Annotated in this window: 24 protein-coding genes; 17 read left to right on the forward strand and 7 right to left on the reverse strand. The window is 60.6% G+C overall.

The genetic code is table 11. The features are described 5' to 3' along the window. The first annotated feature begins 46 nt into the window (after positions 1-46). On the forward strand, positions 47-814 hold the full coding sequence (locus B3N48_RS10655) for a DODA-type extradiol aromatic ring-opening family dioxygenase (RefSeq protein WP_296183137.1): 768 nt from the start codon (positions 47-49) through the stop codon (positions 812-814). 97 nt (positions 815-911) lie between these two features. On the opposite strand, the gene B3N48_RS10660 is transcribed toward B3N48_RS10655, so the two are convergent. Together B3N48_RS10660 and B3N48_RS10665 are read right to left on the reverse strand one after the other, a co-directional pair. Beyond that, positions 912-2,588, reverse strand: coding sequence for a DEAD/DEAH box helicase (locus tag B3N48_RS10660; protein ID WP_414704224.1), 1,677 nt, complete (start codon positions 2,586-2,588; stop codon positions 912-914). Positions 2,589-2,960: 372 nt separating this feature from the next. Next, positions 2,961-3,716, reverse strand: a complete 756-nt coding sequence (locus B3N48_RS10665) for a spermidine synthase (RefSeq protein ID WP_296183140.1) — start codon at positions 3,714-3,716, stop codon at positions 2,961-2,963. A 125-nt stretch (positions 3,717-3,841) separates the two neighbouring features. On the opposite strand from B3N48_RS10665, the gene B3N48_RS10670 reads away from it, so the two are divergent. Beyond that, positions 3,842-5,188 (forward strand): class II 3-deoxy-7-phosphoheptulonate synthase, encoded by a 1,347-nt coding sequence (locus tag B3N48_RS10670; RefSeq protein WP_296183142.1) that lies wholly within the window; start codon positions 3,842-3,844, stop codon positions 5,186-5,188. Between the two features lie 274 nt (positions 5,189-5,462). Here B3N48_RS10670 and B3N48_RS10675 read toward each other — a convergent pair whose 3' ends face one another. Both B3N48_RS10675 and B3N48_RS10680 read right to left on the reverse strand, forming a co-directional pair. Then, entirely contained in the window at positions 5,463-6,710 is a 1,248-nt protein-coding gene (locus B3N48_RS10675) for a winged helix-turn-helix domain-containing protein (protein WP_296183144.1), read from the reverse strand. Positions 6,711-6,760: 50 nt separating this feature from the next. Then, entirely contained in the window at positions 6,761-6,994 is a 234-nt protein-coding gene (locus tag B3N48_RS10680) for a DUF1127 domain-containing protein (protein ID WP_296183147.1), read from the reverse strand. A gap of 98 nt (positions 6,995-7,092) precedes the next feature. Here B3N48_RS10680 and B3N48_RS10685 point away from each other — a divergent pair, with 98 nt between their 5' ends. Continuing rightward, on the forward strand, positions 7,093-7,947 hold the full coding sequence (locus B3N48_RS10685; RefSeq protein ID WP_296183564.1) for a LysR substrate-binding domain-containing protein: 855 nt from the start codon (positions 7,093-7,095) through the stop codon (positions 7,945-7,947). 16 nt (positions 7,948-7,963) lie between these two features. Here the strand turns inward: B3N48_RS10685 and B3N48_RS10690 are convergent, their stop codons facing one another. After that, positions 7,964-8,710 carry a sulfite exporter TauE/SafE family protein gene (locus tag B3N48_RS10690; RefSeq protein ID WP_296183566.1) on the reverse strand — a complete coding sequence of 249 codons (747 nt, stop codon included), beginning with the start codon at positions 8,708-8,710 and terminating at the stop codon, positions 7,964-7,966. A 236-nt stretch (positions 8,711-8,946) separates the two neighbouring features. On the opposite strand from B3N48_RS10690, the gene B3N48_RS10695 reads away from it, so the two are divergent. From B3N48_RS10695 to B3N48_RS10710, 4 genes are all read left to right on the forward strand, one after another. After that, positions 8,947-9,420: a MarR family winged helix-turn-helix transcriptional regulator gene (locus B3N48_RS10695; RefSeq protein ID WP_296183149.1), complete on the forward strand. Its 474-nt coding sequence runs from the start codon at positions 8,947-8,949 to the stop codon at positions 9,418-9,420. A 146-nt stretch (positions 9,421-9,566) separates the two neighbouring features. Then, positions 9,567-11,657, forward strand: coding sequence for a TonB-dependent receptor (locus B3N48_RS10700; protein ID WP_296183152.1), 2,091 nt, complete (start codon positions 9,567-9,569; stop codon positions 11,655-11,657). Positions 11,658-11,961: 304 nt separating this feature from the next. Beyond that, positions 11,962-12,381, forward strand: coding sequence for an organic hydroperoxide resistance protein (locus B3N48_RS10705; protein ID WP_296183153.1), 420 nt, complete (start codon positions 11,962-11,964; stop codon positions 12,379-12,381). A gap of 26 nt (positions 12,382-12,407) precedes the next feature. Further along, positions 12,408-13,427: an alpha/beta hydrolase gene (locus tag B3N48_RS10710; RefSeq protein ID WP_296183156.1), complete on the forward strand. Its 1,020-nt coding sequence runs from the start codon at positions 12,408-12,410 to the stop codon at positions 13,425-13,427. Between the two features lie 229 nt (positions 13,428-13,656). Here the strand turns inward: B3N48_RS10710 and B3N48_RS10715 are convergent, their stop codons facing one another. Together B3N48_RS10715 and earP are read right to left on the reverse strand one after the other, a co-directional pair. Then, the gene (locus B3N48_RS10715) at positions 13,657-14,226 is read right to left on the reverse strand and encodes an elongation factor P (RefSeq protein WP_274132254.1); all 570 of its coding nucleotides are present in this window, start codon (positions 14,224-14,226) and stop codon (positions 13,657-13,659) included. Between the two features lie 87 nt (positions 14,227-14,313). Next, positions 14,314-15,447, reverse strand: a complete 1,134-nt coding sequence (gene earP / locus B3N48_RS10720) for an elongation factor P maturation arginine rhamnosyltransferase EarP (protein WP_296183163.1) — start codon at positions 15,445-15,447, stop codon at positions 14,314-14,316. 114 nt (positions 15,448-15,561) lie between these two features. On the opposite strand from earP, the gene B3N48_RS10725 reads away from it, so the two are divergent. The 10 genes from B3N48_RS10725 to B3N48_RS10770 all read left to right on the forward strand — a co-directional run bounded on the left by B3N48_RS10725 (position 15,562) and on the right by B3N48_RS10770 (position 23,943). Beyond that, on the forward strand, positions 15,562-15,957 hold the full coding sequence (locus B3N48_RS10725; RefSeq protein ID WP_296183166.1) for a hypothetical protein: 396 nt from the start codon (positions 15,562-15,564) through the stop codon (positions 15,955-15,957). A 25-nt stretch (positions 15,958-15,982) separates the two neighbouring features. Beyond that, positions 15,983-16,465 (forward strand): transcription elongation factor GreAB, encoded by a 483-nt coding sequence (locus tag B3N48_RS10730; RefSeq protein WP_296183167.1) that lies wholly within the window; start codon positions 15,983-15,985, stop codon positions 16,463-16,465. 122 nt (positions 16,466-16,587) lie between these two features. Then, positions 16,588-16,794, forward strand: a complete 207-nt coding sequence (locus B3N48_RS10735; RefSeq protein ID WP_296183170.1) for a hypothetical protein — start codon at positions 16,588-16,590, stop codon at positions 16,792-16,794. Between the two features lie 89 nt (positions 16,795-16,883). Then, a complete protein-coding gene (locus B3N48_RS10740; RefSeq protein WP_296183172.1) occupies positions 16,884-17,444 on the forward strand; it encodes a DUF1003 domain-containing protein in 561 nt (186 codons plus the stop codon). A 120-nt stretch (positions 17,445-17,564) separates the two neighbouring features. After that, on the forward strand, positions 17,565-18,104 hold the full coding sequence (locus B3N48_RS10745; RefSeq protein WP_296183174.1) for a PaaI family thioesterase: 540 nt from the start codon (positions 17,565-17,567) through the stop codon (positions 18,102-18,104). A gap of 284 nt (positions 18,105-18,388) precedes the next feature. Beyond that, positions 18,389-19,192 carry a 2,5-didehydrogluconate reductase DkgB gene (gene dkgB / locus B3N48_RS10750; RefSeq protein WP_296183177.1) on the forward strand — a complete coding sequence of 268 codons (804 nt, stop codon included), beginning with the start codon at positions 18,389-18,391 and terminating at the stop codon, positions 19,190-19,192. 395 nt (positions 19,193-19,587) lie between these two features. Then, positions 19,588-20,325 carry a FadR/GntR family transcriptional regulator gene (locus B3N48_RS10755; protein WP_296183179.1) on the forward strand — a complete coding sequence of 246 codons (738 nt, stop codon included), beginning with the start codon at positions 19,588-19,590 and terminating at the stop codon, positions 20,323-20,325. Further along, positions 20,322-21,329 (forward strand): ABC transporter ATP-binding protein, encoded by a 1,008-nt coding sequence (locus B3N48_RS10760; protein WP_296183183.1) that lies wholly within the window; start codon positions 20,322-20,324, stop codon positions 21,327-21,329. Before B3N48_RS10755 ends, B3N48_RS10760 begins: the two co-directional genes overlap by 4 nt. Then, on the forward strand, positions 21,326-22,447 hold the full coding sequence (locus B3N48_RS10765) for an ABC transporter ATP-binding protein (RefSeq protein ID WP_296183185.1): 1,122 nt from the start codon (positions 21,326-21,328) through the stop codon (positions 22,445-22,447). Before B3N48_RS10760 ends, B3N48_RS10765 begins: the two co-directional genes overlap by 4 nt. Further along, complete coding sequence (locus B3N48_RS10770) at positions 22,444-23,943, forward strand: ABC transporter substrate-binding protein (RefSeq protein ID WP_296183187.1); 1,500 nt, start codon at positions 22,444-22,446, stop codon at positions 23,941-23,943. The genes B3N48_RS10765 and B3N48_RS10770 overlap by 4 nt, the downstream gene beginning before the upstream one ends. Positions 23,944-23,955 lie beyond the last annotated feature (12 nt).

Here is a 23,955-nt window from a genome sequence, read left to right on the forward strand (position 1 = left end):
ATCTGCCTGATCATGGCGCTCATCTTATACGCACAGGACGCCTGACATGCTCCCTAGCCTGTTCATTTCTCATGGCTCCCCCATGCTTGCACTCGAACCTGGCAAAAGCGGCCCGGCATTGCAACGTCTGGCGGGATCCATACCTCGACCGAAAGCCATCGTGATCGTCTCCGCGCACTGGGAAAGCAACGATTTAAGGGTCAACGGCAACCCGAATCCGGAAACCTGGCATGACTTCGGTGGCTTTCCCCCTGCCCTGTTTGCCGTGCAATACCCTGCCCCGGGCCATCCGGAGGTGACGCGTCGTGTGCTGGATTTGCTGGCGGCCGCTGATTTGCCGGCCAACCTGGACAGCCGTCGACCCTTCGACCATGGCGTCTGGGTGCCGCTGTCGTTGATGTACCCCCAGGCTGACATCCCGATCGTGCAGGTTTCATTGCCATCTCGCTTTGGCCCAGCATTGCAGACCCGTGTCGGCCATGCGCTAAGGCAATTGCGCGAGGAAGACGTGCTGGTGATCGGCTCGGGAAGCATCACCCACAACCTGCGTGAACTGGACTGGCACGCGGGACCGGAAAGCGTCGAGCCCTGGGCGTTGGCGTTCCGTGACTGGATGGTAGAAAAGCTGGCCGCGAATGACCAAGACGCATTGCACGACTACCGCCGTCTGGCACCGAATGCCGTGCGCAATCATCCGACGGATGAACACCTGCTGCCGCTGTTCTTCGCCCGCGGTGCAGGCGGTGAATTCAGCGCTCCGTATCAGGGTTTCACCATGGGCGCGTTGGGGATGGATATCTATCGGTTTGGCTGAAGCACACCCACGCTCCTACAGACAAACTTTCCTCAGCGCGAAAAAATCCCCGAACCAGTCGGGGATTTTTTTGTTCAGACGATCAGCTCAGTGCCAATCAGTCTTCGCGATAGCGACGCAGCTTCAACTGCTTGCCCGCAACGCGGGTGTCTTTCAGCTTGGCCAGCAGACGCTCAAGACCGTCTTCCGGCAGCTCGACGAGGCTGAAGCTGTCACGCACCTGGATGCGACCGATCGCTTCACGGGCCAGACCGCCCTCATTAAGAATGGCGCCCAGCAGGTTTTTGGCAGCGATACCGTCACGCGCACCCAGCGCGGTACGGCAACGCGCACGGCCTTCAGCCAGTGGCATCGGCGCACGACGCTCGCGGTCGCCGCGATCAGGACGGTCGCCCGATGGACGATCGGCACGATCACCCCGTGGCGCACTGTTTGGCACCAATGGGCGTTCTTTCTCGATGGCGGCCAGAGTCAGCGCCTGACCATTGGTGGCCTTGCGCAGCAGTGCAGCAGCCAGTGCACGCGGCGTGCAACCGATGTCGGCGGTGAGACGGTCCAGCAAGTCGCCATGGCTGGCTTCGGCATCGGCCACCAGTGGCGCGAGGCTGTTGGTCAGTTTCTTGATGCGGGCATCGAGAACGGCCTGGGAGTCTGGCAGGCGAACTTCGGCAACCTTCTGACCGGTCACACGCTCGATCACTTGCAGCATGCGGCGCTCACGTGGCGTCACCAGCAGCAACGCGCGGCCTTCGCGACCGGCACGGCCCGTACGGCCGATACGGTGAACGTAGGATTCCGGATCGTACGGCATGTCGACGTTGAACACGTGAGTGATGCGCGGAACGTCCAGACCACGGGCAGCGACGTCGGTTGCGACGACGATGTCCAGACGGCCGTCTTTCAGCGAGTCGATGACGCGCTCACGCTGGTTCTGGGCGATGTCGCCGTTCAGCGCGGCTGCCTTGTAGCCTTTGGCTTCCAGTGCGCTGGCCAGGTCCAGAGTGGCCTGCTTGGTGCGGACGAACATGATCAGGGCGTCGAAATCTTCGACTTCCAGCAGGCTCAGCACGGCCGAGGTCTTCTGGTCAGCGTGAACCAGCAGGTGAGCCTGCTCGATCGCGGTGACGGTCTGGGTCTTGCTCTGAATCTTGACGTGTTTCGGGTCTTTCAGGTGACGCTCGGCGATCGCACGGATCGACTGCGGCAGCGTGGCCGAGAACAGAACGGTCTGACGCGACTCCGGCATGGCCTTGAAGATGACTTCGAGGTCGTCCATGAAGCCCAGCTTCAGCATTTCGTCGGCTTCGTCGAGGACCAGGTGGTTCACGGTCGCCAGGACTTTTTCGTCACGACGCAGGTGATCGCACAGGCGGCCCGGGGTGGCGACGACGATTTGCGCGCCGTTACGGATGGCTTTCAACTGTGGGCCCATCGGCGCACCGCCATAGACGGCCACGACAGTAACGCCGGGCATCTGTTTGGCGTAGGTTTCGAACGCAGTGGCCACTTGCAGGGCGAGTTCGCGGGTCGGCGCGAGGATCAGCGCTTGCGGCTCGCGTTTGGCCGGGTCGATGCGGTTCAGGATAGGCAGGGCGAAGGCCGCGGTTTTACCGGTACCTGTCTGCGCTTGGCCGATCATGTCGTGACCGGCGAGGATGATTGGGATCGATTGCTGCTGAATCGCGGAAGGCTCTTCGTAGCCGGTAGCGATAACGGCGGCAACAATATTCGGATGAAGGTCGAGAGCGGCGAAGCCGCCGGTTTCCTGGGTCATGGGTCTGCCTCTGAGTGCATCCGCAAAGACCCATGCTTCAAAGCTGCGCGTGCCGTGTAAGACCCTAGAGTCACCCTGGCTGCTTTGTCGGCGGGGATTTGCGAAAACGTATTGATGAATGGATCGTCAAGGATAGTTCGTGTTGGAACCAGCCTGCGAAGAAGGCTTCGCAAACCCATACCGTGACGAGGGCCCTATGAAAGGCCGGCGCGCACTATACCGGAATTACTGGAAAAAGTGAGGATTTTTTTCAGTCAAAGAAGCCCTTACGTTCAACGGGCACGGGCGCGGCGTCTAGCATCGACAGCGATGACGCGCTCGGACGCGGCCCGGCGCGCCGCTCAAGCTTAAACGATTCACCTAATCTGTCACTCATGTCGCCGGACGCACGGTCTTGATCAACGACAGCAGCGAGTAACCAAGCTGCGGCGCCAGCGCTTCGGCGCGTTCGGTCAGCGCGTCCATGTCCAGCGTCTGGTCCAGGTCGGACGGGACGATGAGGATCACGTTGCCCTCCTTCACTGGTAATTCCCAGTAGTGGCGGTGATAAAGCCCACGCAGCAAAGCCGCCCCCAGCGGTTTGCCATCGTCAGAAGCCCACTGATTGATGATCAGCCATCCGCCAGGGTTGAGGCGCTGCTGACACTTTTCCAGAAAGCCCCACGCCAGATGCCCTACTGCCGGACCCGTATCGGTGTAGAGATCGACAAAGATCAGGTCGGCGCTTTCAGCGGTGGGCAGCAATTCCAGCGCATCGCCGATGCGGATATACAGCCGCGGATCGTCCGCCAGCCCCATGTATTCCATGGCCAGCCGCGGCACGTCGGGGCGCAGCTCGATGGCTTCGACGTCGTCCAGCGGTAGAAACTTGAGGCATGCCTGGGTCAGGGTGCCGGCGCCGAGGCCCATGAACAGCGCGCTCTCGGGTGCTTCGTGGCACAGCGCGCCGATCAGCATCGCGCGGGTGTAGTCGTATTCCAGCCACGCAGGGTCGGCGGTAAACGTGCAACTCTGCTCGATGGCGTCGCCGAACTCCAGGAAGCGGTAATCCGCCACTTCCAGCACGCGGATCATGCCGAAGTCATCGTGGACTTCCGCCAGCACGCGCTCTACACGCTCCTCGGTCATTGCAGCTCTCTCGGTCAATCGGATTGGGCGCGCGGATTGTCGGCCAAGCGCCCCCTACAGGTCACGCAAATTATCCGGACGAACTGCTAACATAGCCGCCCGATTGCCCTGACTTCGAGTTCACCATGAGCCAACCCTGGAGCCCCGACAGCTGGCGGAGCCTGCCTATCCAGCAACAACCTCAGTACCCGGACGCCGATCACGTGCGGCGCGTCGAACAGTCGTTGGCCAGTTTTCCGCCTCTGGTGTTTGCCGGTGAGGCTCGCGAGCTGCGTCGGCAGTTTGCCGAAGTCACGCAGGGTCGCGCGTTTCTGTTGCAGGGTGGCGACTGCGCCGAAAGCTTCTTTGAATTCTCGGCGGCCAAGATCCGCGACACCTTCAAAGTACTGCTGCAAATGGCGATCGTCATGACCTTCGCAGCAGGCTGCCCCGTGGTCAAAGTCGGTCGCATGGCAGGGCAATTCGCCAAGCCGCGTTCGTCGAACGATGAGACTGTCGACGGCGTAACGCTACCTGCGTACCGCGGCGATATCGTCAACGGCATCGGTTTCGACGAGAAGAGCCGCGTGCCGGACCCGGATCGTTTGCTGCAGGCCTATCATCAGTCGACCGCGACCCTGAACCTGCTGCGCGCCTTCGCTCAAGGCGGCTTCGCGGACTTGCACCAAGTGCATCAGTGGAACCTCGATTTCATTGCCGGATCTGCCCTGTCGGACAAATACAGCCAGTTGGCCGATCGCATCGACGAAACCCTGGCGTTCATGCGCGCCTGCGGCATGGACACCTCGCCACAACTACGCGAGACCAGCTTTTTCACCGCTCACGAAGCCCTGTTGCTGAACTACGAAGAAGCCTTCGTGCGCCGCGACAGCCTGACCAACGATTTCTACGATTGCTCGGCGCACATGCTGTGGATCGGCGACCGCACTCGACAATTGGGCGGCGCTCACGTCGAGTTCTTGCGTGGAGTGAAGAACCCGATCGGGGTGAAAGTCGGCCCGAGCATGAACACGGATGACTTGATTCGGCTAATCGACATTCTCAACCCGGACAACGACCCTGGCCGGCTGAACCTGATCGCGCGCATGGGCGCCAACAAGGTCGGCGATCATTTGCCGGGCCTGATTCGTGCGGTCGAACGCGAAGGCAAACAGGTGCTGTGGAGTTCAGATCCGATGCACGGGAATACGATCAAGGCCAGCAGCGGCTACAAAACCCGCGACTTCGCCCAGATCCTCGGCGAGGTGAAGCAGTTCTTCCAGGTGCATCAGGCCGAGGGCACGTACGCGGGCGGGATTCATATCGAGATGACCGGCCAGAACGTTACCGAATGCATCGGCGGCGCCCGTCCGATTACCGAAGATGGCTTGTCGGACCGTTACCACACCCACTGCGATCCGCGGATGAATGCGGATCAGTCGCTGGAACTGGCGTTTTTGATCGCTGAGACGTTGAAGCAGGTTCGGCGGTAGATCGATCCGATTGCCCCGCACGCAGATTTGCCTGAGCGGAGAGTCACTGTGGGAGATTCTATGCTCGCTGGCAAACCGCATTCGCCAGCGAGCCGGCTCCCACAGGGGTCATGCATAGGTCATAAAATCTGCGACCGACATCGTATCCGTGGGAGCCGGCTTGCTGGCGAATGCGGAAGATCAGTGACGAATCAGGTGACTGGTCCACCGCTTTCGCCAGCTAGCCGGCTCCTACAGTAAGACCGGCACCAGCCGCCGACATGGCGTCAATCCGTCAGACGCGTCGCAACTCTACGTCGACAAACGCCACCCGCAAGCGCGCCGCACTGGCGCGCTGACAGTTGATCAACACTTCCGGTAACCCCAGCCAGTCCGCCAGGCGCCTCAGATTGGCCGCCAGTGCAAACATCCCCTCTTCATCCAGACCCGGTTCCTCTTCGTGAACCGCGTGCACGGCCAGTCGTCCCGCCGCCCGTTCGGCGCGTAGATCGATACGCGCAGCGATGCGTTCGTTGTGCAGGAACGGCAGCACGTAATAGCCGTAAACCCGCTCGTGGGCCGGGGTGTAGATCTCCAGCCGGTAGTGAAAATCGAACAGCCGCTCAGTCCGCGCCCGCTCCCAGATCAGCGAGTCGAAGGGTGACAGCAAAGCGCTCGCCGTGACTTTTTTTGGCACCGTGAACTCAGGCAGCACATACGCAGGCTGTTTCCAGCCCTTGACCTGAACCACCTCGATGGCGCCCTCTTCCACCAGTTCAGCGAGGCCCGCCTTGGCAGGTGCCGGGTCCTGGCGGAAATAGTCGCGAATGTCCTTCTCGGTGCCGACCCCCAACGCCTTGACCGCATGCACGAGCAAACCGCGCTGGGCATCCGCCTCGCTCACCTCCGGGTGATTGATGATCGACGATGGCAGCACCCGCTCGGGCAAATCGTACAGACGCTCGAAGCCACGACGCCCGGCGACAGTGACTTCGCCTGCGGCGAACAGCCATTCCAGCGCGTGCTTTTCATCGCTCCAGTCCCACCAGGGCCCAGCGCGCTCCTGGCGCGTATTCAAGCTACCGGCGCCCAAAGCGCCTTGATCGCGCACGGCCTGCAACACGCGAGCGATGGTGGCCTGCTGCTCGCGACCGAACTTGGCCATCTGTTGATAAATGCCCTCGCCCAGGGATGCCCGCCGCATCCGCCAACGCATCAGCGGATACAACTCGATGGGCAGCAGCGATGCCTCATGCCCCCAATATTCGAACAACGTGCGATGCCGACCCTGGCTCCACGCGGCCTGGTCCAGCAGCTTTTGCGGGTAGTTGCCCAAGCGTGAATACAGGGGCAGGTAATGCGAGCGCACCAGGGCGTTGACCGAGTCAATCTGCAGCACCCCCAAGCGTTCGATCAGTCGCGTCACATGGCGAGCGGTGATGGTCGCGGGCGGCTGGCGGCCGGTGAATCCTTGAGCGGCGAGCGCCAGACGGCGGGCTTGCTTGATAGACAGCTGTTGGGAAATCGGCGGTTCTGCAGGCATTCAAGACCTCCTGGACGAACCGCCAACCTACCTCATCCTGCCTCGCGCTGTCAGTGCTTGAGTGGATCGTCCCAGAACGGCTTTTCGATCTCTTCAAGGACATCGGCTCGCGACAGGCCGATGTCTTTGAGCGCGTCGTCGCTCAGACTCGCCAGTTGGATCCGCTCATGATGCAGCGTACGCCAGCGGGCGACACGGCCCGCGACGGCACGCCAGGCGCGTTCGATCACGGAGTCGTGGGACAGGGTTTTCAGTACCAGTACGTAACCTTTTTGACATTTCATCGTCTTGCCCTCCAAGTGGGGATGACGAGAGTGTCTGCCCAGGCTTAAGATCAATCCAACGAATGTTTCTTATGCAAAGCATCTGGGAGATTGATGTAATGGCGACTTACCCCAGTATTGACAGCGAGCTGTTGCGCACCTTTGTCGCCATCGCCGATCAGGGCGGCTTCACCAAGGCTGGCGAGGTCGTGAACCGTACGCAGTCGGCGGTCAGCATGCAGATGAAACGGCTGGAAGACGACGTGGTTCAACGCCCGCTATTTCAGAAAGACGGCCGTGTGCTGAACCTGACGGCCGAAGGCCAAGTGCTGCTGGGCTACGCGCGGCGCATCCTCAAGCTGCACAGCGAGGTGTTCAACACGCTGCGTGAACCGCACATGGTCGGCACTGTGAAGATCGGCACACCCGATGATTACGTGATGCGGTTTCTGCCCGGCATCCTGTCTCGGTTTGCTCAGGCTTATCCGCTGGTTCAGGTGGAGGTGCATTGCGAATCCTCGGCCCAGTTGCTGCAACGTCAGGATCTGGATCTGAGCATTGTCACCCGTGAGCCGGGGAAAGAAATCGGCCAGATTCTGCGTCAGGAACGTTTCGTGTGGGCCGAAGCCGTGGGTTTCTGCCCCCATGAACGCACGCCCATTCCGCTGGCGATGTTCAACAGCGATTGCTTCTGCCGGTTGTGGGCGAGCAATGCGCTGGACGCCGCGGGTCGCGAATACCGCGTGGCCTACACCAGCGCAAGCCTGGCAGCGATCATGGCGGTGGTCAGCGCGGGGCTAGCGGTGACGGCCCAGTTGGAAAGCCTGATTACCTCGGACCTGCGCGTGCTCGGGGAAGCCGACGGCCTGCCCCAGTTGCCGTCAGCGAGCATTGTTCTACTGCGCAATCCGAATAACCCGTCGCCGATCACCGAATGCCTTGCCGACCACATCGCCGAGGGCTTCAAGCTGTAAGCCGTTTCTCGACGGGCTACACCCGGAAGCACAGCATGATGGCGCAGATCACCAGAAACACACAGAACAGCGCGCGCAGCAGCCGCTCGGGCATGCTGTGCGCGAGGGCCACGCCCCAACTGATGCTGGCCAGTCCGCCGATGGCCAGCGGGAGGCCCATCAGCCAGTTCACATGACCGTGCAAGGCGTAGGTGGCCATGGTGATCAGCGTTGCGGGGGCCGCTAACGCCAATGCCAGGCCTTGGGCCGCCACTTGGGTCGCGCCGAAGATGCCGGTCAGGATCGGTGTCGCAATCACTCCGCCGCCAACGCCAAACATACCCGCAGTAACACCCGAACCCACCCCCAGCACCCACAGCCATCGGCCGTGACGCAACTCGGCACCGGCATTGCCTTTGTGCCAATACATCTGGATCAGGTTGAACAGGGTCAACACCATGAGAAACCCGACGAAGCCGAGCCGCATGCTTTGGGGATCGATCCGCACCGCCCACAGCGACGTCAGCCAGGAAACGACGAAGCTTGGCACGATCAACATCATGGCGTTGCGTACAGAAATCCGGTTGCGCTGGTGATAGCGCCACAGCGCCAATAGCACGTTGGGCAGCACCATCAACAGCGCGGTCCCCTGGGCCAACTGTTGATCGAGGCCGAACAACACGCCCAACGCGGGGATCGCCACCAACCCGCCGCCGATACCGAACAGCCCCCCCAACGTGCCCATGGCCGCGCCCAGCAACAGATACCCCACCACCTCAACGATCACATCCGATCCTCTCTTTCGATTCTGCGCGCATGCTACTCAGTCAGAGGACGGGAAGAAATCCGCAGATGCTTATTAGCGTTAACGGGCCGTGATGAGTCGATTCACGAAACGTGTTCGGTCAGCCATACGCTGTCGATAGCAAAACTGCTGGTCACTGATTGACCAATTTATCTGGTGCATTAAAGATCGGGGCACTAAATTGGGGACATTTCCGACCGACCGAGGACGTATCTATGAACGCCAACGATAGCCCTTCCACGGCAGGCGCTGGCAGTTGCGACGAGTTGCTGCTGGACAATCAGCTGTGTTTTGCCTTGTATTCCACGTCGCTGATGATGACCAAAGTGTACAAGCCGCTGCTTCAGGAGTTGAATCTGACATACCCGCAGTACCTGGCGATGCTAGTGCTGTGGGAAAAGGATGGATTGACGGTAGGAGACGTCAGCACGCGCTTGCTGACGGACCCCGGCTCATTGACCCCGCTGCTCAAGCGTCTGGAGGCCGAGGGATTGATCAGCCGCACGCGCAGCAAAGAGGACGAACGGGTCGTGCTGCTGCATCTGACCAAACAGGGCAAAGCCTTGCACGACAAGGCCCGGAAGATCCCTCACTGCATCCTGGCCGCTAGCGGCATTTCAGTGGAACAGCTGCAAGCCCTGCAGAGAGATTTGCTGGGATTGCGTGGGAATCTCAACGGCGCGTTGTAGGGCCTTTTCAAACGTCAGGGCTGCGAGGGGTCGGTACTGCCTGTCATGCACACATCTGGGTCATGAGCGACATAACATGTTATGGAATGTCGCTCATTGATCATCCCTAAGATCCGCATCGGTTTTTTCCCCGGACACCCTTACCGATGCCAGCTTCGATTCGCTCCCTCTCTTGCGCGCTGGGCCCTTGCCTGCTTCTCGGCACTACCCTCGCCTGCGCTTCAACCGTCCTGCCCGAACTCGAAATCCACTCGGACGCAGATGCCGATGACCCTCGGGTCAAAGAAGTCAGCACCGCGACGCGGACTGCCACGGCGGTTCGCGACGTGCCCCAGACCATCGACTCGGTCAAGACCGGCGATCTGACCCGCTACGGCGTCTCAGATCTGGCCTATGCGTTGACGGGTCTGCCCAACGTCAGCGATGGCGCCGACACGCGGTTCGACAGCCTACGGATACGGGGTTTCGACGCCAGCTACGACTTTTATCTCGACGGCATTCGCGACGACAGCCAGTACAAACGAGACCTGCACAACATCGAGCGTATCGAAGTCCTCAAAGGCCCTGCGGCCGTTCTCTACGGGCGCGGGAGCCAAGGCGGCATTGTCAATCGCATCAGCAAGACGCCGACCGTCGGCCAGCGCTCCACCTTGCAGGCGCAGGGTGGAAGCAATGACCTGCGCAGCCTGTATGCTGACCTGAACGCGGACGCCGCCGACACACTCAGCCTGCGCCTGAACCTGGGTAACGAGCACCGCAACAGCTTCCGCGATGGGGTGAGCAGTGATCGACAGTTATTCGCACCGTCGATGAGCTGGCAATTGCACCCGGATCTGAACTGGTTGCTGCAGTACGAGTACGGCCGCCACCAGCGCATCCCGGATCGCGGCATTCCTGGCGTCGGGGGCAGGCCTGCCAAGTTGAGCCGCGCTACCACCTACGTCGCCGACGGCAGCTTCAGCGACGACAGAACCCAGTCGTTACGTTCGAGGCTCAGCTACGCACTCGATGACGACTGGCAACTGCGTCATACCCTGGGCATCTTCAGGCTCGACAGCGATTTCGATGACACCTTTCTCACGGGCTACAACGATCAGACAGGCGCGGTGTCCCGCAGCCGATGGCAGCAGGATCTGACCACGCGTAACCTGTTCAACACCATTGAACTGGAGGGCCGATTTGACACGGGTGGACTGGAGCATCAGGCATTGACGGGAGTCGAAGTCGGCCGCCAACGTCGCGATCCGACGCTTTATACCTTTGTGAAGGAAGGTGCAGGTGCCAGCGGCGTGCCCGCGCTAGACCTCGTGAACCCTGACCGCCGCTTGCGTCACACCGGAAAGATGGCCCTCAGCGCCAACAACCATACCATCGTCGAAAGCCTTGGCATCTACGTGCAGGACCACATCCGGTTGAATGATCAATGGCAGCTGTTGGCCGGTGTGCGCCGTGATCAATTCGAGGTCGAAAGCCTGCACGCAGTGAAGGGCCTTTCGGCGACGCGGGCCAGCAGCAGCATCAGCCCGCGCCTTGGCGCTGTGTGGTCGCCAGTCCCCCATCACGCCTTTTACGCCTCCTGGACGAAAAGCTTCTCCCCGGTTGGCGGCGGCCTGATCGGCATCAACCCGGGCGCATCGGATAACAGCAATGACCTGAGTCCGGAACTCACCCGTCAGAGAGAAATTGGCCTGAAAAGTGACTGGATGGACCAGCGCCTCAGTACGACCCTGGCTGTTTACGAGCTGGAACTCTATAACCGTAAAACTCAGGATCCAGAAGATCCCAATGTGATCCTCATGACCGGTTTGCAACGCTCACGTGGCCTTGAATTGACCCTGACCGGCACCCTTGCTGACCACTGGTATATCCGCGCAGGGCTGGGTATGCAGCGTGCAACCGTGGTGAAGGACACCAACGGTTTTGAAGGCAAGCGTGTGAACAACGTTGCGGAGCGCAACGGCAGTCTGTTTCTGACCTGGAAACCCGCAGTGGGCTGGTACGCCGAGAGCGGCTTGACGCTTGTCGGCCAGCGCTATGCGGACAAGCACAACACGACGACGCTGCCCGGGTATGCACGATGGGACGCTTCTCTGGGCTACCGCGAGAAGGACTGGGACCTCGGCGCGTCACTGAACAACATCAACGATAAGGTCTATTACGCCTCCGCGACGAGCGCTTCGCAAATTCAACCCGGAGCGCCGCGCAATCTGGTGGTATCGGCCACGTACAACTTCTGAGAACGCTACGGCCAGGTAGCAGAAGGCAGGTCGAGCTAGCGGTGGGGATACATACCAACACTGACGTGTCCCCTGCGTCTGGCCCCAGCAGCGCTTCCTGAAATTGCAGCGGGATTAATTTCTCGAAAATTCAGGGGCTTAACCCATCACTGTCTGCGCAGCTTGAGACTGGCCAAAAAATAAATAGAAATTTATCTTGCGCGCTAAACATTAGCGCATTACATTTCACTTCACTTGCTTAGCGCACAAGCATTTAGCGCAAAGCTCAACGGCTTCAGCCAACATCATCAAGTGAGGAATTACCATGCAAGCGCTCTATACCGCAGTCGCAACCGCAACCGGCGGCCGAGATGGCCGTGCTGTCTCCAGCGACAAGATTCTTGACGTGAAGCTGGCCACGCCTAAAGAACTTGGCGGTGCTGGCGGTGAAGCGACCAACCCGGAGCAACTGTTCGCCGCGGGCTACTCGGCCTGCTTCATCGGTGCGCTGAAATTCGTTGCAGGCCAAAGCAAACGCAGCATTCCTGCCGACGCCTCGATCACTGCTCACGTCGGCATCGGCCAGATTCCTGGCGGTTTCGGTCTGGACATCGACCTGCACATCAGCCTGCCCGGTCTGGAACACACCGACGCACAGTCGCTGGTCGACGCCGCTCACCAGGTTTGCCCGTACTCCAACGCCACCCGTGGCAACGTTGACGTCCGTCTGCACGTGACTGTCTAACCCGACCGCTCGCCAAGGAGAAAAACATGAACACGTTCGGCAAGATTCTGGCTGGCTCGCTCCTCGCGTTGTCCATCGGTAACGCCTTCGCGGCCACCGACACCGGCATCGAGCACAACACCCAAGCGTTTCTCGATGCCCTGAATGCGGGGACGGGTAAACCGATCGAGCAACTGTCGCCCAAAGACGCGCGTGCGGTGCTGACTGGCGCTCAGTCGGGAGTCAAACTGACCCTGCCGAAGGCCGATGTCAGCCAGAAGACCATTACGGTCGACGGCCAGAACATCAGCCTGACCATCGTGCGGCCATCGGGCGTGAAAGGCACCCTGCCTGTGTTCATGTATTTCCACGGCGGCGGTTGGGTATTGGGCGACTACCCGACCCACGAGCGGCTGGTGCGCGACCTGGTGGAGGGATCCGGTGCAGTGGCGGTGTTCGTCAACTACACCCCTTCGCCAGAGGCGCACTACCCGACGGCCATCAACCAGGCCTACGCGGCGACCCAATGGGTGGCCGAACACGGCAAGGAAATCAATGTCGACGGCAAACGCCTGGCTGTGGCAGGCAACAGCGTTGGCGGCAACATGGCGGCAGTCGTCAGTCTGATGGCCAAGGACAAGGGCACCCCGGCGATTCGTTATCAAGTCCTGCTGTGGCCCGTGACCGACGCCAACTTCGATACCGGCTCCTATGAGCAGTTCGCCGAGGGCCACTTCCTCACTCGCAACATGATGAAGTGGTTCTGGGACAACTACACCACCGATCCGAAGCAACGCGCCGAGATCTACGCCTCGCCACTGCGGGCGACGACGGATCAATTGAAAGGCCTGCCGCCTGCGCTGGTGCAGACCGCTGGGGCCGACGTGCTGCGCGACGAAGGCGAAGCCTACGCCCGCAAGCTGGATCAGGCAGGGGTGCCCGTCACGGCGGTGCGCTACAACGGCATGATTCACGACTACGGTTTGTTGAACGTGGTCAGCCAGGTGCCGGAAGTGCGCTCGGCGATGTTGCAGGCGTCGCAAGAGTTGAAGGTTCACCTGAAGTAAAACGACGCAGGCCGGATAGATCCTTGGTGTTTTATCCGGCCCCATCGCGAGCAAACTCACTCCTACAGCGTCACGCGTCGTCTGTAGGAGTGAGCTTGCTCGCGATGAGGCCGGTGCATTCAACCCCTATCGATGCATAGGTGATTCTCATGAACTGGTAACCAGACGCCCACAAAAAAGCCCGACTCGATGGTCGGGCTTTTCGTGTCCAGCGTTACAAGCGCAATGCTTATTTAGCACGGCCTTTGTAGGAACCGCCTTCACGGGTGTCGATCTCGATCATGTCGTCGATTTCGATGAAGTCAGCCACTTGCAGCTCAGTGCCGTTGGCCAGCTTCGCAGGCTTCATGACCTTGCCGGAAGTGTCGCCGCGAGCGGAGCCTTCGGTGTAGTCAACGCGACGCACGATAGTGGTCGGCAGTTCAACGGAAACCAGACGGCCTTCGAAGAAGACGGCTTCACAGACGTCGGTCATGCCTTCTTCAATGAAAGGCAGGACGCTTTCGATGTCTTCAGCGTTCAGCTCGTACATGGTGTAGTCGGTGGTGTCCATGAACGTGTAGGAGTCACCGCTGATGAACGACAGGGTGGCTTCTTTACGGTCCAGGATCACGTCGTCCAGCTTGTCATCGGCAAAATAGACAGTTTCAGTCTTGTAGCCGGTCAGCAGGTTTTTCAGCTTGGTCTTCATGATCGCGCTGTTACGGCCCGACTTGGTGAATTCAGCTTTCTGAACCAGCCAAGGATCGTTGTCGATACGGATCACGGTGCCGGGTTTAAGCTCTTTACCAGTTTTCATTACGAATATCCGAATTTGGATTGAAGTTCTTTCTAAGCCCTGTACGAAAAGCCACTTTTCGTACAGGGCTTACTACAAGGGCGCGTATCATAGCCAATTTCGATAAAACCTTACCAGCGCAGTCGTCAGGTCGTCTTGCAAGGCCTGTTCCAGACACCAGCGCTCAGCGTGACTGGTCAGTTCGCCCCAATGCTTTTTCAAGGTATTCCAGCACTGTGTCATGTCATGCCCGGCATTCCAGTCGCGCCAGACGTGGGTCAACGCCTGCCCCGTTTCGTCGGGCAACCCTGCCAGATACAACTCCAGAAACGCATCGAGTTTGGCCCAATGCGCATCGTCGTCCTGTTCATAGATGTGCCAGATCAACGGCCGCCCGGCCCATTGCGCCCGGACGAACGAATCTTCGCCGCGCACCACATTGAACGCGCAGCACCAGAGCAGCAGGTCATAGTCTTCCTGACGCACGAAGGGCAAAACTTGAATCGTCAGGTGGTCGCGCGCGTGCAAGGCACCGGGCTCCAGGCCCCCGACACCCAACCACCGCTCGACATCCCCGATGATCCGCCCTTCCGGCACGAGCAAATGTGTCGGCTGCTGATCCTGAGCCAGGCAGGTCAACCACGACCCCAAGCCTTCATGTTCATAAGCAAACAGTGAGATCAGGCGCGCGCCTGGCTGCGGATCAATCCCCAGCGTGGCCAGAAACCTCCGTTGGGCCGCCGGGTCCTGCTCGAACCCGTGGCGCCGTTCGATCAGCCCGGCTTCACGCAACAGACCGCCCGTGGTGTCCCTGAATCCGGGAAAGAAGAAAAACTTTTGAATGCCGCTCGATTGCAGCGAGGGCAGACCATGGCAACCAGTGACCCATTCTTCCGCGCTGAGGTATTCGAGGTTCAGCCACAGGGGACGCTGGCTGCGGGCTTTCATGGCGTCGATCTGCGCCGGTGGCAGATGACACCCGAACGCTTCGATCACGACGTCGGCGGGCTCGACCGGCTGCCAGTCCTTGGGCCAGAAACACACACGGACCCCGTCACACCACTGCTGCGGCGCCTCGGCATCCGCGCCCGGGCACAGGCGGGCGAACGCCGACAAATCATCGATCCACAGCCGCACGTTCATGTCGTGTTCAGCGACCAGCTGCCGCGCCAAGCGAAAGGTCACGCCGACGTCGCCAAAGTTATCCACAACCGTACAGAAAATATCCCAAGAGGCTTTCATCCCGGCTCCTTGAGGATGTTCAAAAAAACGGATTGTCCTTTATAACGACGCAGAATCGCCACCCCCGGTCGTGCGACAATCCGCCCACGTTCAACGCAAGTAGGGAAGTCTGCCATGTACGTCAATCATCGCGAACTGTCTGTCACGCTCCGTCCCTTGAAGCTCATTCTTTCCATCGCTGTCGGGATCTGGTTGGGCTTTCTGGCGGTAGTGCTTACCGCCTGGTTGATCTACAAAGCGCTGCCCCCCGAGCAGGCGCAAGCGGTGAACAGCGCCGCGACGCAGCTGACAACCCCGTCGGCGGCCAAACCCAAAGCGGACAGCGACAACCCGATGTTCGATCAATACCGGCAGATCCTGCGCGACAGCGAAGCCCGGCAGGCTCAAGAAGCCGAACAGGCCGAGCGGCAACGCAGCTTCAATGGCCCGAAATGCCAGTTCTGGATGCAACAGAACCAGACCGCCCCCAGTGAAAAGAGCCGTGCGGCGATCTATCAGTTCTGCGGTTGATCCTTCGATGAGACTTTACGCCGACATGACAAAGCAACAGGTCCTACAGGGGATCATCGACAAACTCACGATCGATTTGGACATCGCGACTCGGGCCGCCCAAACCGCCTACGAAACCGCGACCCACGAGGAAAACATCGCCGAAAACAAATACGACACGTTGGGCCTTGAAGCTTCGTACCTGGCGGCAGGGCAGGCGCGACGGGTGGAAGAGATTCGTCAGGCGCTGCTGGCGTATCAAAAGCTGAACCTCAAACCCTTCGATGAGGCACGGGGCATTCAGTCTGGTGATCTGGTGACGCTCGAATCTGCCAGGGGCGTCGAGCAGCACCTGTTTCTGGGGCCGGACGCAGCGGGGCTGAAGGTGAACGTCGATGACACCTTGATCACAGTGATTACCCAACGTGCTCCGCTGGGGCAGAGCCTGGTGGGCAAGCTCGATGGCGATGATCTGGACATCAGCGTCAATGGCAGTCGTCAATCCTTCGAGATCACACGCGTACTGTGATCCGTTGATCATTTGCAGGGTTGAAGGCTCCGACTTTTTATGGGTATGGTGCGTTGTCGCACGACAAATGGTAAGCCCGGAATATGGAGCCGGGCACACGGATTTAACCAAGGAGATATTTCATGACGAACGTCATCACTTTCCCTGACGCCCATGAACGTGATCGCCTCAAGTCCAGTGACCACAAAGGTGTCAGATACCTGAATAAAAAAGAGCGACAACTGATCGATTGCCTGCGCATGACCAGCCACGCAGGCCGCCAGTATGTGTACGACTACGCGAATATCATGCACAGGTCCAAACCGTTGTACCCCGATCAGGACGACTGACCGATCAGGGTGTTCAGCGCAGGTTCAGTACAACGCTCACCGACGCGGGCCTATAGTGGGCTTCCTCCCTTAGCCTGCGAGAACGCCCCATGCCTGCCGCTGCGCCCGAATCCCCTAGCCCTGCCCCCATCGTCCAGGCCACACCGCCGAAGGTCGATCACCTGCGTTTTCACAAAGCCCATGCGCATCTCGGGCCGACTTTTGGTAATGACGCCTTTGCCCTGAAGGCCGAAGCGTTCGCGCGGTTCTTTGGCACGCCGACGTTTCTGGGCGCGCAAACCCTCATCGTATTGCTTTGGGTGGGTGCCAACCTGAGCGGGTTGGTGACGTTCGACGTGTACCCGTTCATCCTGCTCAATCTCGCGTTCAGTCTTCAATCGGCGTACGCCGCGCCCCTGATCCTGCTCGCTCAGACGCGTCAGGCGGCCCGTGACAAAGCCAGTGCCGACGCCGATGCGCTGCATCGTGAAGCATTGGCCAAGGCAAACGAAGAGCGAATGACTCGCGCGACGCAGAACACGGCGCAGTTGCTGGAGCTGATGGAGCAGAACACTCGCCTGACCGAAATGACCAAAGCGCTGACCGAGCGGGTGGAGGCGTTGACCGCCGACATGCACAAACACTTCGTTAAAAGAGACGGCAACGCTTGACTGGCAGTTTCGGGCAGCGGCTGGACATTTATGGTATTGCGATCGTCATGGAAGCGACGGATTATGAGCATAATTTTTTCCCAACCGACAATCCGTCGACTGTTTCCCGGAGCGTAGCCCATGCACAATCCTTCTCGCGAAGAAACCCTGGCCCGTTGGCACTCTCAGGAAGAAGCCATCCGCGCCCGCCTGGGCAAATCCGGCAGCATGGACCTCGCGGAGGTGGCACAGCTCACGCCTGAAGAGTTTTTCGACGGCATCGGCAATGGCGTTTACCCGCATCCCCCCATCGGCGAGTTGATGGATTTCGTGCCCATCGACTGGACGCCGGGCACGTTCATTTTTCAGGGCACCCCCGGCCCGCAACACTACAACCCGCTGGGCATCGTGCACGGAGGGTATGCCGCGACGCTGCTGGACTCGTGCATGGGCTGTTCGATTCACACGCAATTGAAGAAAGGTCAGGGCTACACGACGCTGGACCTGCGCATCAGCTACATCCGCGCGCTGACCAGCAAGACCGGCCCGATTCGCGCCGAAGGCACGGTGGTGCACTTGGGCCGCTCGACGGCGCTGGCCGAAGGCAAGATCTACGACGCAGACGGCCGGCTGTTCGCAACCGGGACGACCACCTGTCTGATCATGGACATGAACCGTTAACCCGTCGCACCGGAGCTTTTTTTCGCGCATGGATGCGCTGCTGCAGAAAATGCCACTGCCTGCACTTGTGCAGCTGCACCCGGACCCGGACCCGGACCCGGACCCGGACCCGAGCGTGGTTCAGTCCCCGATATCCGACTGAACAAACGCGCCCCACTACCCCTCTATCTTTCCAGCGCATTCATGCCGCCCAGTCAAAACGCCCTTGCGCAACCTGCGGTTTTTCTGCCGCAGACGCATCGGGATACTGGGCGCCACCCGTTCCCTTCGCACTGGAGTATTCCATGACTGTCCCTGCATTTGGCCTCGGCACGTTTCGTTTGAAAGACCAGGTCGTGATCGACTCGGTGAGCAACGGCCTCGAACTGGGCTACCGCGTCATCGACACCGCGCAGATCTACGGCAATGAGGCCGAAGTCGGCGAGGCGATCGCGCAAAGCGGTGTGCCACGTGACGAGCTGTTTATCACCACCAAGATCTGGACCGATAATTTCGCCGCCGACAAGCTGATCCCGAGCCTGAAAGAAAGCCTCGCCAAACTGAAGACCGACCATGTGGACTTGACCCTGATCCACTGGCCATCGCCAGGCGGCAAAGTGCCGGTGGCGGAATTCATGGGTGCATTGCTGGAAGCCAAAAAACAGGGCCTGACCCGCGAGATTGGCGTGTCCAATTTCACCATCGCGCTGATGAAAGAGGCCATCGCCGCCGTAGGCGCGGAGAATATCGCCACCAATCAGGTGGAACTGCACCCCTATTTGCAGAACCGCGTCGTCGCGGAGTTCGCCAAACAGCACGGCATCAAGATCACGTCGTACATGACCCTGGCCGTGGGCGAAGTGTTGAAAGACCCGGTGATCGAAGCCATTGCCAAGCGTCTCAACGCGACCCCTGCGCAGGTCACGCTCGCCTGGGCAATGCAACTGGGCTACGCGGTGATTCCGTCATCGACCAAGCGCGCCAATCTGGAGAGCAACCTCAAGGCCGTGGACCTTACGCTCAGCGACGAGGACATGCAGAAGATCGCCGACCTTGATCGCGGCCATCGCCTGACCAGTCCGGCGAGCCTGGCGCCGCAGTGGGATTGACCGAATGCGCAGATGAATTGCGCTGATAAATCCGCCTCGCCAGCGGGTGTTCGTTGCACATCACCACCGCTGGCACGCCGCACCCGTACCTCCCGGCGTTGGAGCGACGCCCAATAACGAGGCGCCTGAACCATAATCAGGCACCCCGTTAACATCCCGCAAAAATTGGTTCGCTTAGCCCCCGAACCAATTGCCACGATCTCTGCGGACCAGCTTTCGAACCATTAGCGATTGGCCCACCGCCTCCTGACGCCTTGCCGCTTGCCGTCCGTGCGACCTCTTACGACACCCGAACCAATTTCGATTGGCATCGCTATTGCACCCGCCCTGCTACCGCCCTCGTGATCGAATAGCACGGTGGGCATGGTGCTTTCATCCTGTCATGTGAGATCACGATGGAAAGGTTCGAGACCGATGCGCTCCACGACACCTCGTCAAAGATGGCCTTGGACGCCCTGCGCCAAATGGTCGCGCAACAGACGGCTTTCCCCCAGCGGCCGTTGCCCACCGAGCGCGAGCTGGCGCTGGATTTCGGTGTCAGTCGCAGGGCAATTCGCCGCGCGCTGTCAGTGCTGGAAGCCGAAGGTCAGATCTGGCGTCGTCAGGGCAAAGGCACCTTCGTCGGCCCGACCCCGCCCAGCGTCGCAATGAGTTTCGCCAAACTGTCGAGCCGGACCAATTTCAGCGAAATCATGGAGGCGCGGCTGTATCTGGAGCCTGCGCTGGCGTCCCTGGCCGCTTTGCGGGCCAGCGGGGAACAGATGGCGATCCTGCGTCGCCTGACTGAACGCACCAGCCGTCAGCAGCACGCCAGCGAAATCGACGCCGAGGGCATCGAGTTGTGGGACAGCGCCCTGCATCGCGGCATTGCCGAAGCGGCGGGTAACCGGCTGATGCTGGACATCTTCGAAATGCTCGACGCCATCCGCCTCGACCCCGCGTGGCGGGATCTGCGCCAGCGCGCACGCAACGCCGATCGACTGAACACCTACAGCCACGACCATGACGACATCGTCAGCGCTATCGAAACCCGCGACCCGGTCAAAGCCGCTACTGCGATGCGCGGGCATCTGCGCGCTTTGCAGCAGGCGCTGGACCACGTCATGCAACAAGACCTCGAGGCCAGCGTATGAGCGACACACCGTGCAATCCGAACCCCGCCGTGCTGAGCGTCAGCGACCTGACCGTGCGCTTCAAGGATGCCCCGGCCAATGTGGTCGATGGCGTGTCATTTTCGATTCACGCGGGCAAGACGCTGGCGATCGTCGGTGAATCCGGCTGCGGCAAGAGCGTCACCTCCATGGCCCTCATGGGCCTGTTGCCGGACACCGCGCAAGTCAGCGCCCGAGCCTCGAGCCTGCTGGACGAGCCACTGTTGGGCATGCCCGACGAGCGTCTGCTGGATGTGCGGGGCAATCGCATGGCGATGATTTTTCAAGAACCGATGACCTCCCTCAACCCGGTGTTCACGATCGGCGAGCAGATTGCCGAAAGCGTCACGCGGCATCAGGGTGTCTCCGCCAGTGCGGCAAGGCAACGAGCGCTGCAGATGTTGGAAAAGGTCCGCGTGCCCGATGCCGCGCAGCGTTTGGACGCCTACCCCCACGAACTGTCTGGCGGCATGCGCCAACGGGCGATGATCGCCATGGCCCTGGCGAACGACCCGGCACTGATCATCGCCGACGAGCCGACCACCGCGCTGGACGTGACCATTCAGGCGCAGATTCTCGCGCTGGTCGCCAGCCTGCAGGCCGAGACGGGCACCTCCATGATTCTGATCACCCATGACTTGGGCGTGGTCGCGGAAGTCGCCGACGACGTGATGGTGATGTACGCCGGGCGCGTCGTCGAAAGCGGGCCGGTGAAAACCCTCTTCGACGACCCGCAACACCCATACACCATCGGTCTGATGGGTTCGATGCCGTCAGTGGGGCCGCGCGAAGGCCGACTGGCGACGATCCATGGCCGCGTACCGACGCCTGGCGAAATGCCCGGCGGTTGCCGATTTGCCAGCCGCTGCCCATTCGTGATCGAGGCCTGTCGCCAGGACCGCCCACCGTTGCTGGAAATCTCTGCGGGTCACTTCGCGGCCTGTATTCGCGCGCCACTGGAACAGCACCTTGGAGTCAGCGCATGAATACCCCCCTCAATCGCGTCGCCGAGCCGAAGGAGGTCGAAAGACCGATCCTGGAAAGCATCGCCGTGAGCAAACATTTCCACAGCGAAACCGGACTTTTCCAGCGCAAGAAACCGCCGGTGCAGGCGGTCAACGAGGTGTCGCTGGCGGTGCGCCGTGGCGAGACCCTGGCGCTGGTGGGTGAATCGGGTTCTGGCAAGTCGACCCTGGGCCGGGTGCTGCTGAATTTGCTCAGGCCCACTGCCGGCGACGTCATTTATGAGGGCCGCAATCTGGGCAACCTGCCCGCCGACAGGTTGCGGCAGGTGCGCCGTGACCTGCAGATCATCTTTCAAGACCCGTTCGCCTCACTCAACCCGCGCATGAGCGTCGAAGCGATCATCGGCGAGCCGATCTGGCTGCACCGCGACGATTCGCGCAGCGCCCGTCAAGACAAAGTCGCCGAGTTGCTGCGCACGGTCGGCCTGGCCCCCGAGCACGGCAGCCGTTTTCCCCACGAATTCTCCGGCGGCCAACGTCAGCGCATCGGCATCGCCCGCGCTCTAGCCTCGGACCCTCGGCTGATTCTCGGTGACGAGCCGGTCTCCGCGCTGGACGTGTCGGTGCAGGCGCAAGTGGTCAACCTGCTGGAAGACCTCAAGCATCAGTTCGGGCTGACCTTGCTGATCGTTGCCCATGGTTTGGCAGTCATCCGGCACATGAGCGACCGCGTCGCCGTGATGTACCTGGGTGAAATCGTCGAGCTGGCGCCCGTCAACGCGTTGTTCGAAACCCCGTTTCACCCTTATACCCAGGCGCTGATGGCCGCCGTGCCGGTCAGCCACCCCGATTTGCATCGCCCGCGCCCGCTGCTGGGCGGCGATATGCCGAGCCCCAGCAAACCGCCTTCAGGGTGCCGCTTCCATACCCGTTGCCCCCACGCCAAAGCGCTGTGTCGCGAGCTGAAGCCTATTTTCGAAACCGTCGAACCGGGCCGCCAAGTGGCCTGCCATTACTGGCGCGACATCGCCAACGCCGGTGCAGGTTCGTTGATCGTGCCAACCCCCAGCGCGGCCTACAGCCAGCGGCTGCATCTGTTCAAAACCCATCAAGCCCATTCTCTGGAGAGTCAGCCATGAAGTTCGCCCCTCTGATGACCACCGCGCTGTTGCTGCTCGCCGTGAACTCGGCCTTTGCCGACACCACGCTGCGCATCGGCATCCAGGACGATCCTGACGTGCTCGACCCGCATCGCTCGCGCACCTACTCCGGGCGCCTGGTGTACACCGCGCTGTGCGATAAACTGGTGGACGTCAGCCCCGACCTGACCTATGTGCCGCAGTTGGCCACCGCCTGGAACTGGAGCGAAGACGGCAAGACCTTGACCATGACCTTGCGTGACGGCGTCACTTTCCATGATGGCGAAGCGTTCGACGCCGCCGCCGTTAAATTCAACCTCGATCGCGCGCGCACCCTGCCCGACTCGCTGCGCAAAAGCGAGCTGGCCTCGGTGGAGAGCGTCGAGGTGATCGATGCCAAGACTGTTGCCATCAAGGTGAAACAGCCAGACGCCACGTTGATTTCGCAACTGTCGGACCGCGCCGGCATGATGCTCGCGCCCAAGGCGTCGGCGACGGACGTCGGCGCCAAACCGGTGTGCTCCGGGCCTTATAAATTCGTCCAGCGCGTCCAGCAGGATCGCATCGTGCTGGAGCGCTTCGACCACTACTGGAACAAGCAGGCGTATCACTTCGACAAGGTGATTTTCCTGCCGATTCCTGACACCTCGGTACGCCTGGCCAACCTGCGCTCGGGTGATCTGGACATCATCGAACGCGTTGCCCCCACTGACGTGAAAACCGCCAGGGCCGACAGCCACGTGCAGCTGTTCAACACCCCGGGGCTGGGCTACATGCAGCTGATGTACAACACCCACAATGGCGACAAGGCCAATAATCCGCTGGGCAAGGACAAGCGCGTGCGCAAGGCCTTCGAACTGGCCATCGACCGTGACGCCATCAATCAGGTGGTGTTCGAAGGTCTGTACGCACCGAGCGCGCAACCGTTCCCGAAAAACAGCCCCTATTACGACAAAGACCTGCCGATGCCAGCCCGCGATGTCGAGGCCAGCCGAAAACTCCTGGCTGAAGCGGGCGTCAAGACGCCGGTCAATGTGGAGCTGAAAGTCGCCAACAACCCGATCGCCCAGCAAGTCGGCCAGATCATTCAGGCGATGACCGAGGAAGCGGGCTTCAAGGTCAATCTGATCGCCACCGAATACGCCACATTGCTCAGCGAACAGCAGGCCGGCAACTTCCAGATCGGCATGAGCGCCTGGTCCGGTCGTCCTGATCCGGATGGCGACATTCACTCGTTCGTGACCTGCAAGGGCGGCCAGAACGACGGGCATTTCTGCGACGCGAAACTCGACGATCTGCTGAACAAGGCGCGTACCGTGAACGACCAGGCGCAGCGTCAGGCGCTGTACTTCGAAGCCCTGCGCCTGCTGGCCGAAGACGTGCCCACCAGTTACCTGTACTTCGATCCGCGGATCATCGCCATGCGCAGCAACCTCACCGGTTTCGTGCCCAACCCTGATGGCCTGATCCGCTTGACCAACGTTGCCTTCAAATGATCAGCGACCCTG

Origin of the sequence: Pseudomonas sp. UBA1879 (assembly GCF_002338065.1) — a bacterium.
Lineage (GTDB): Bacteria > Pseudomonadota > Gammaproteobacteria > Pseudomonadales > Pseudomonadaceae > Aquipseudomonas.

Coding starts and splice junctions, on each gene's coding strand:
- B3N48_RS10655 (WP_296183137.1), top strand. CDS start 47: ATGCTCCCTAGCCTGTTCATTTCTCATGGCTCCCCCATGCTTGCACTC.
- B3N48_RS10660 (WP_414704224.1), bottom strand. CDS start 2,588: ATGACCCAGGAAACCGGCGGCTTCGCCGCTCTCGACCTTCATCCGAAT.
- B3N48_RS10665 (WP_296183140.1), bottom strand. CDS start 3,716: ATGACCGAGGAGCGTGTAGAGCGCGTGCTGGCGGAAGTCCACGATGAC.
- B3N48_RS10670 (WP_296183142.1), top strand. CDS start 3,842: ATGAGCCAACCCTGGAGCCCCGACAGCTGGCGGAGCCTGCCTATCCAG.
- B3N48_RS10675 (WP_296183144.1), bottom strand. CDS start 6,710: ATGCCTGCAGAACCGCCGATTTCCCAACAGCTGTCTATCAAGCAAGCC.
- B3N48_RS10680 (WP_296183147.1), bottom strand. CDS start 6,994: ATGAAATGTCAAAAAGGTTACGTACTGGTACTGAAAACCCTGTCCCAC.
- B3N48_RS10685 (WP_296183564.1), top strand. CDS start 7,093: ATGGCGACTTACCCCAGTATTGACAGCGAGCTGTTGCGCACCTTTGTC.
- B3N48_RS10695 (WP_296183149.1), top strand. CDS start 8,947: ATGAACGCCAACGATAGCCCTTCCACGGCAGGCGCTGGCAGTTGCGAC.
- B3N48_RS10700 (WP_296183152.1), top strand. CDS start 9,567: ATGCCAGCTTCGATTCGCTCCCTCTCTTGCGCGCTGGGCCCTTGCCTG.
- B3N48_RS10705 (WP_296183153.1), top strand. CDS start 11,962: ATGCAAGCGCTCTATACCGCAGTCGCAACCGCAACCGGCGGCCGAGAT.
- B3N48_RS10710 (WP_296183156.1), top strand. CDS start 12,408: ATGAACACGTTCGGCAAGATTCTGGCTGGCTCGCTCCTCGCGTTGTCC.
- B3N48_RS10715 (WP_274132254.1), bottom strand. CDS start 14,226: ATGAAAACTGGTAAAGAGCTTAAACCCGGCACCGTGATCCGTATCGAC.
- earP (WP_296183163.1), bottom strand. CDS start 15,447: ATGAAAGCCTCTTGGGATATTTTCTGTACGGTTGTGGATAACTTTGGC.
- B3N48_RS10725 (WP_296183166.1), top strand. CDS start 15,562: ATGTACGTCAATCATCGCGAACTGTCTGTCACGCTCCGTCCCTTGAAG.
- B3N48_RS10730 (WP_296183167.1), top strand. CDS start 15,983: ATGACAAAGCAACAGGTCCTACAGGGGATCATCGACAAACTCACGATC.
- B3N48_RS10735 (WP_296183170.1), top strand. CDS start 16,588: ATGACGAACGTCATCACTTTCCCTGACGCCCATGAACGTGATCGCCTC.
- B3N48_RS10740 (WP_296183172.1), top strand. CDS start 16,884: ATGCCTGCCGCTGCGCCCGAATCCCCTAGCCCTGCCCCCATCGTCCAG.
- B3N48_RS10745 (WP_296183174.1), top strand. CDS start 17,565: ATGCACAATCCTTCTCGCGAAGAAACCCTGGCCCGTTGGCACTCTCAG.
- dkgB (WP_296183177.1), top strand. CDS start 18,389: ATGACTGTCCCTGCATTTGGCCTCGGCACGTTTCGTTTGAAAGACCAG.
- B3N48_RS10755 (WP_296183179.1), top strand. CDS start 19,588: ATGGAAAGGTTCGAGACCGATGCGCTCCACGACACCTCGTCAAAGATG.
- B3N48_RS10760 (WP_296183183.1), top strand. CDS start 20,322: ATGAGCGACACACCGTGCAATCCGAACCCCGCCGTGCTGAGCGTCAGC.
- B3N48_RS10765 (WP_296183185.1), top strand. CDS start 21,326: ATGAATACCCCCCTCAATCGCGTCGCCGAGCCGAAGGAGGTCGAAAGA.
- B3N48_RS10770 (WP_296183187.1), top strand. CDS start 22,444: ATGAAGTTCGCCCCTCTGATGACCACCGCGCTGTTGCTGCTCGCCGTG.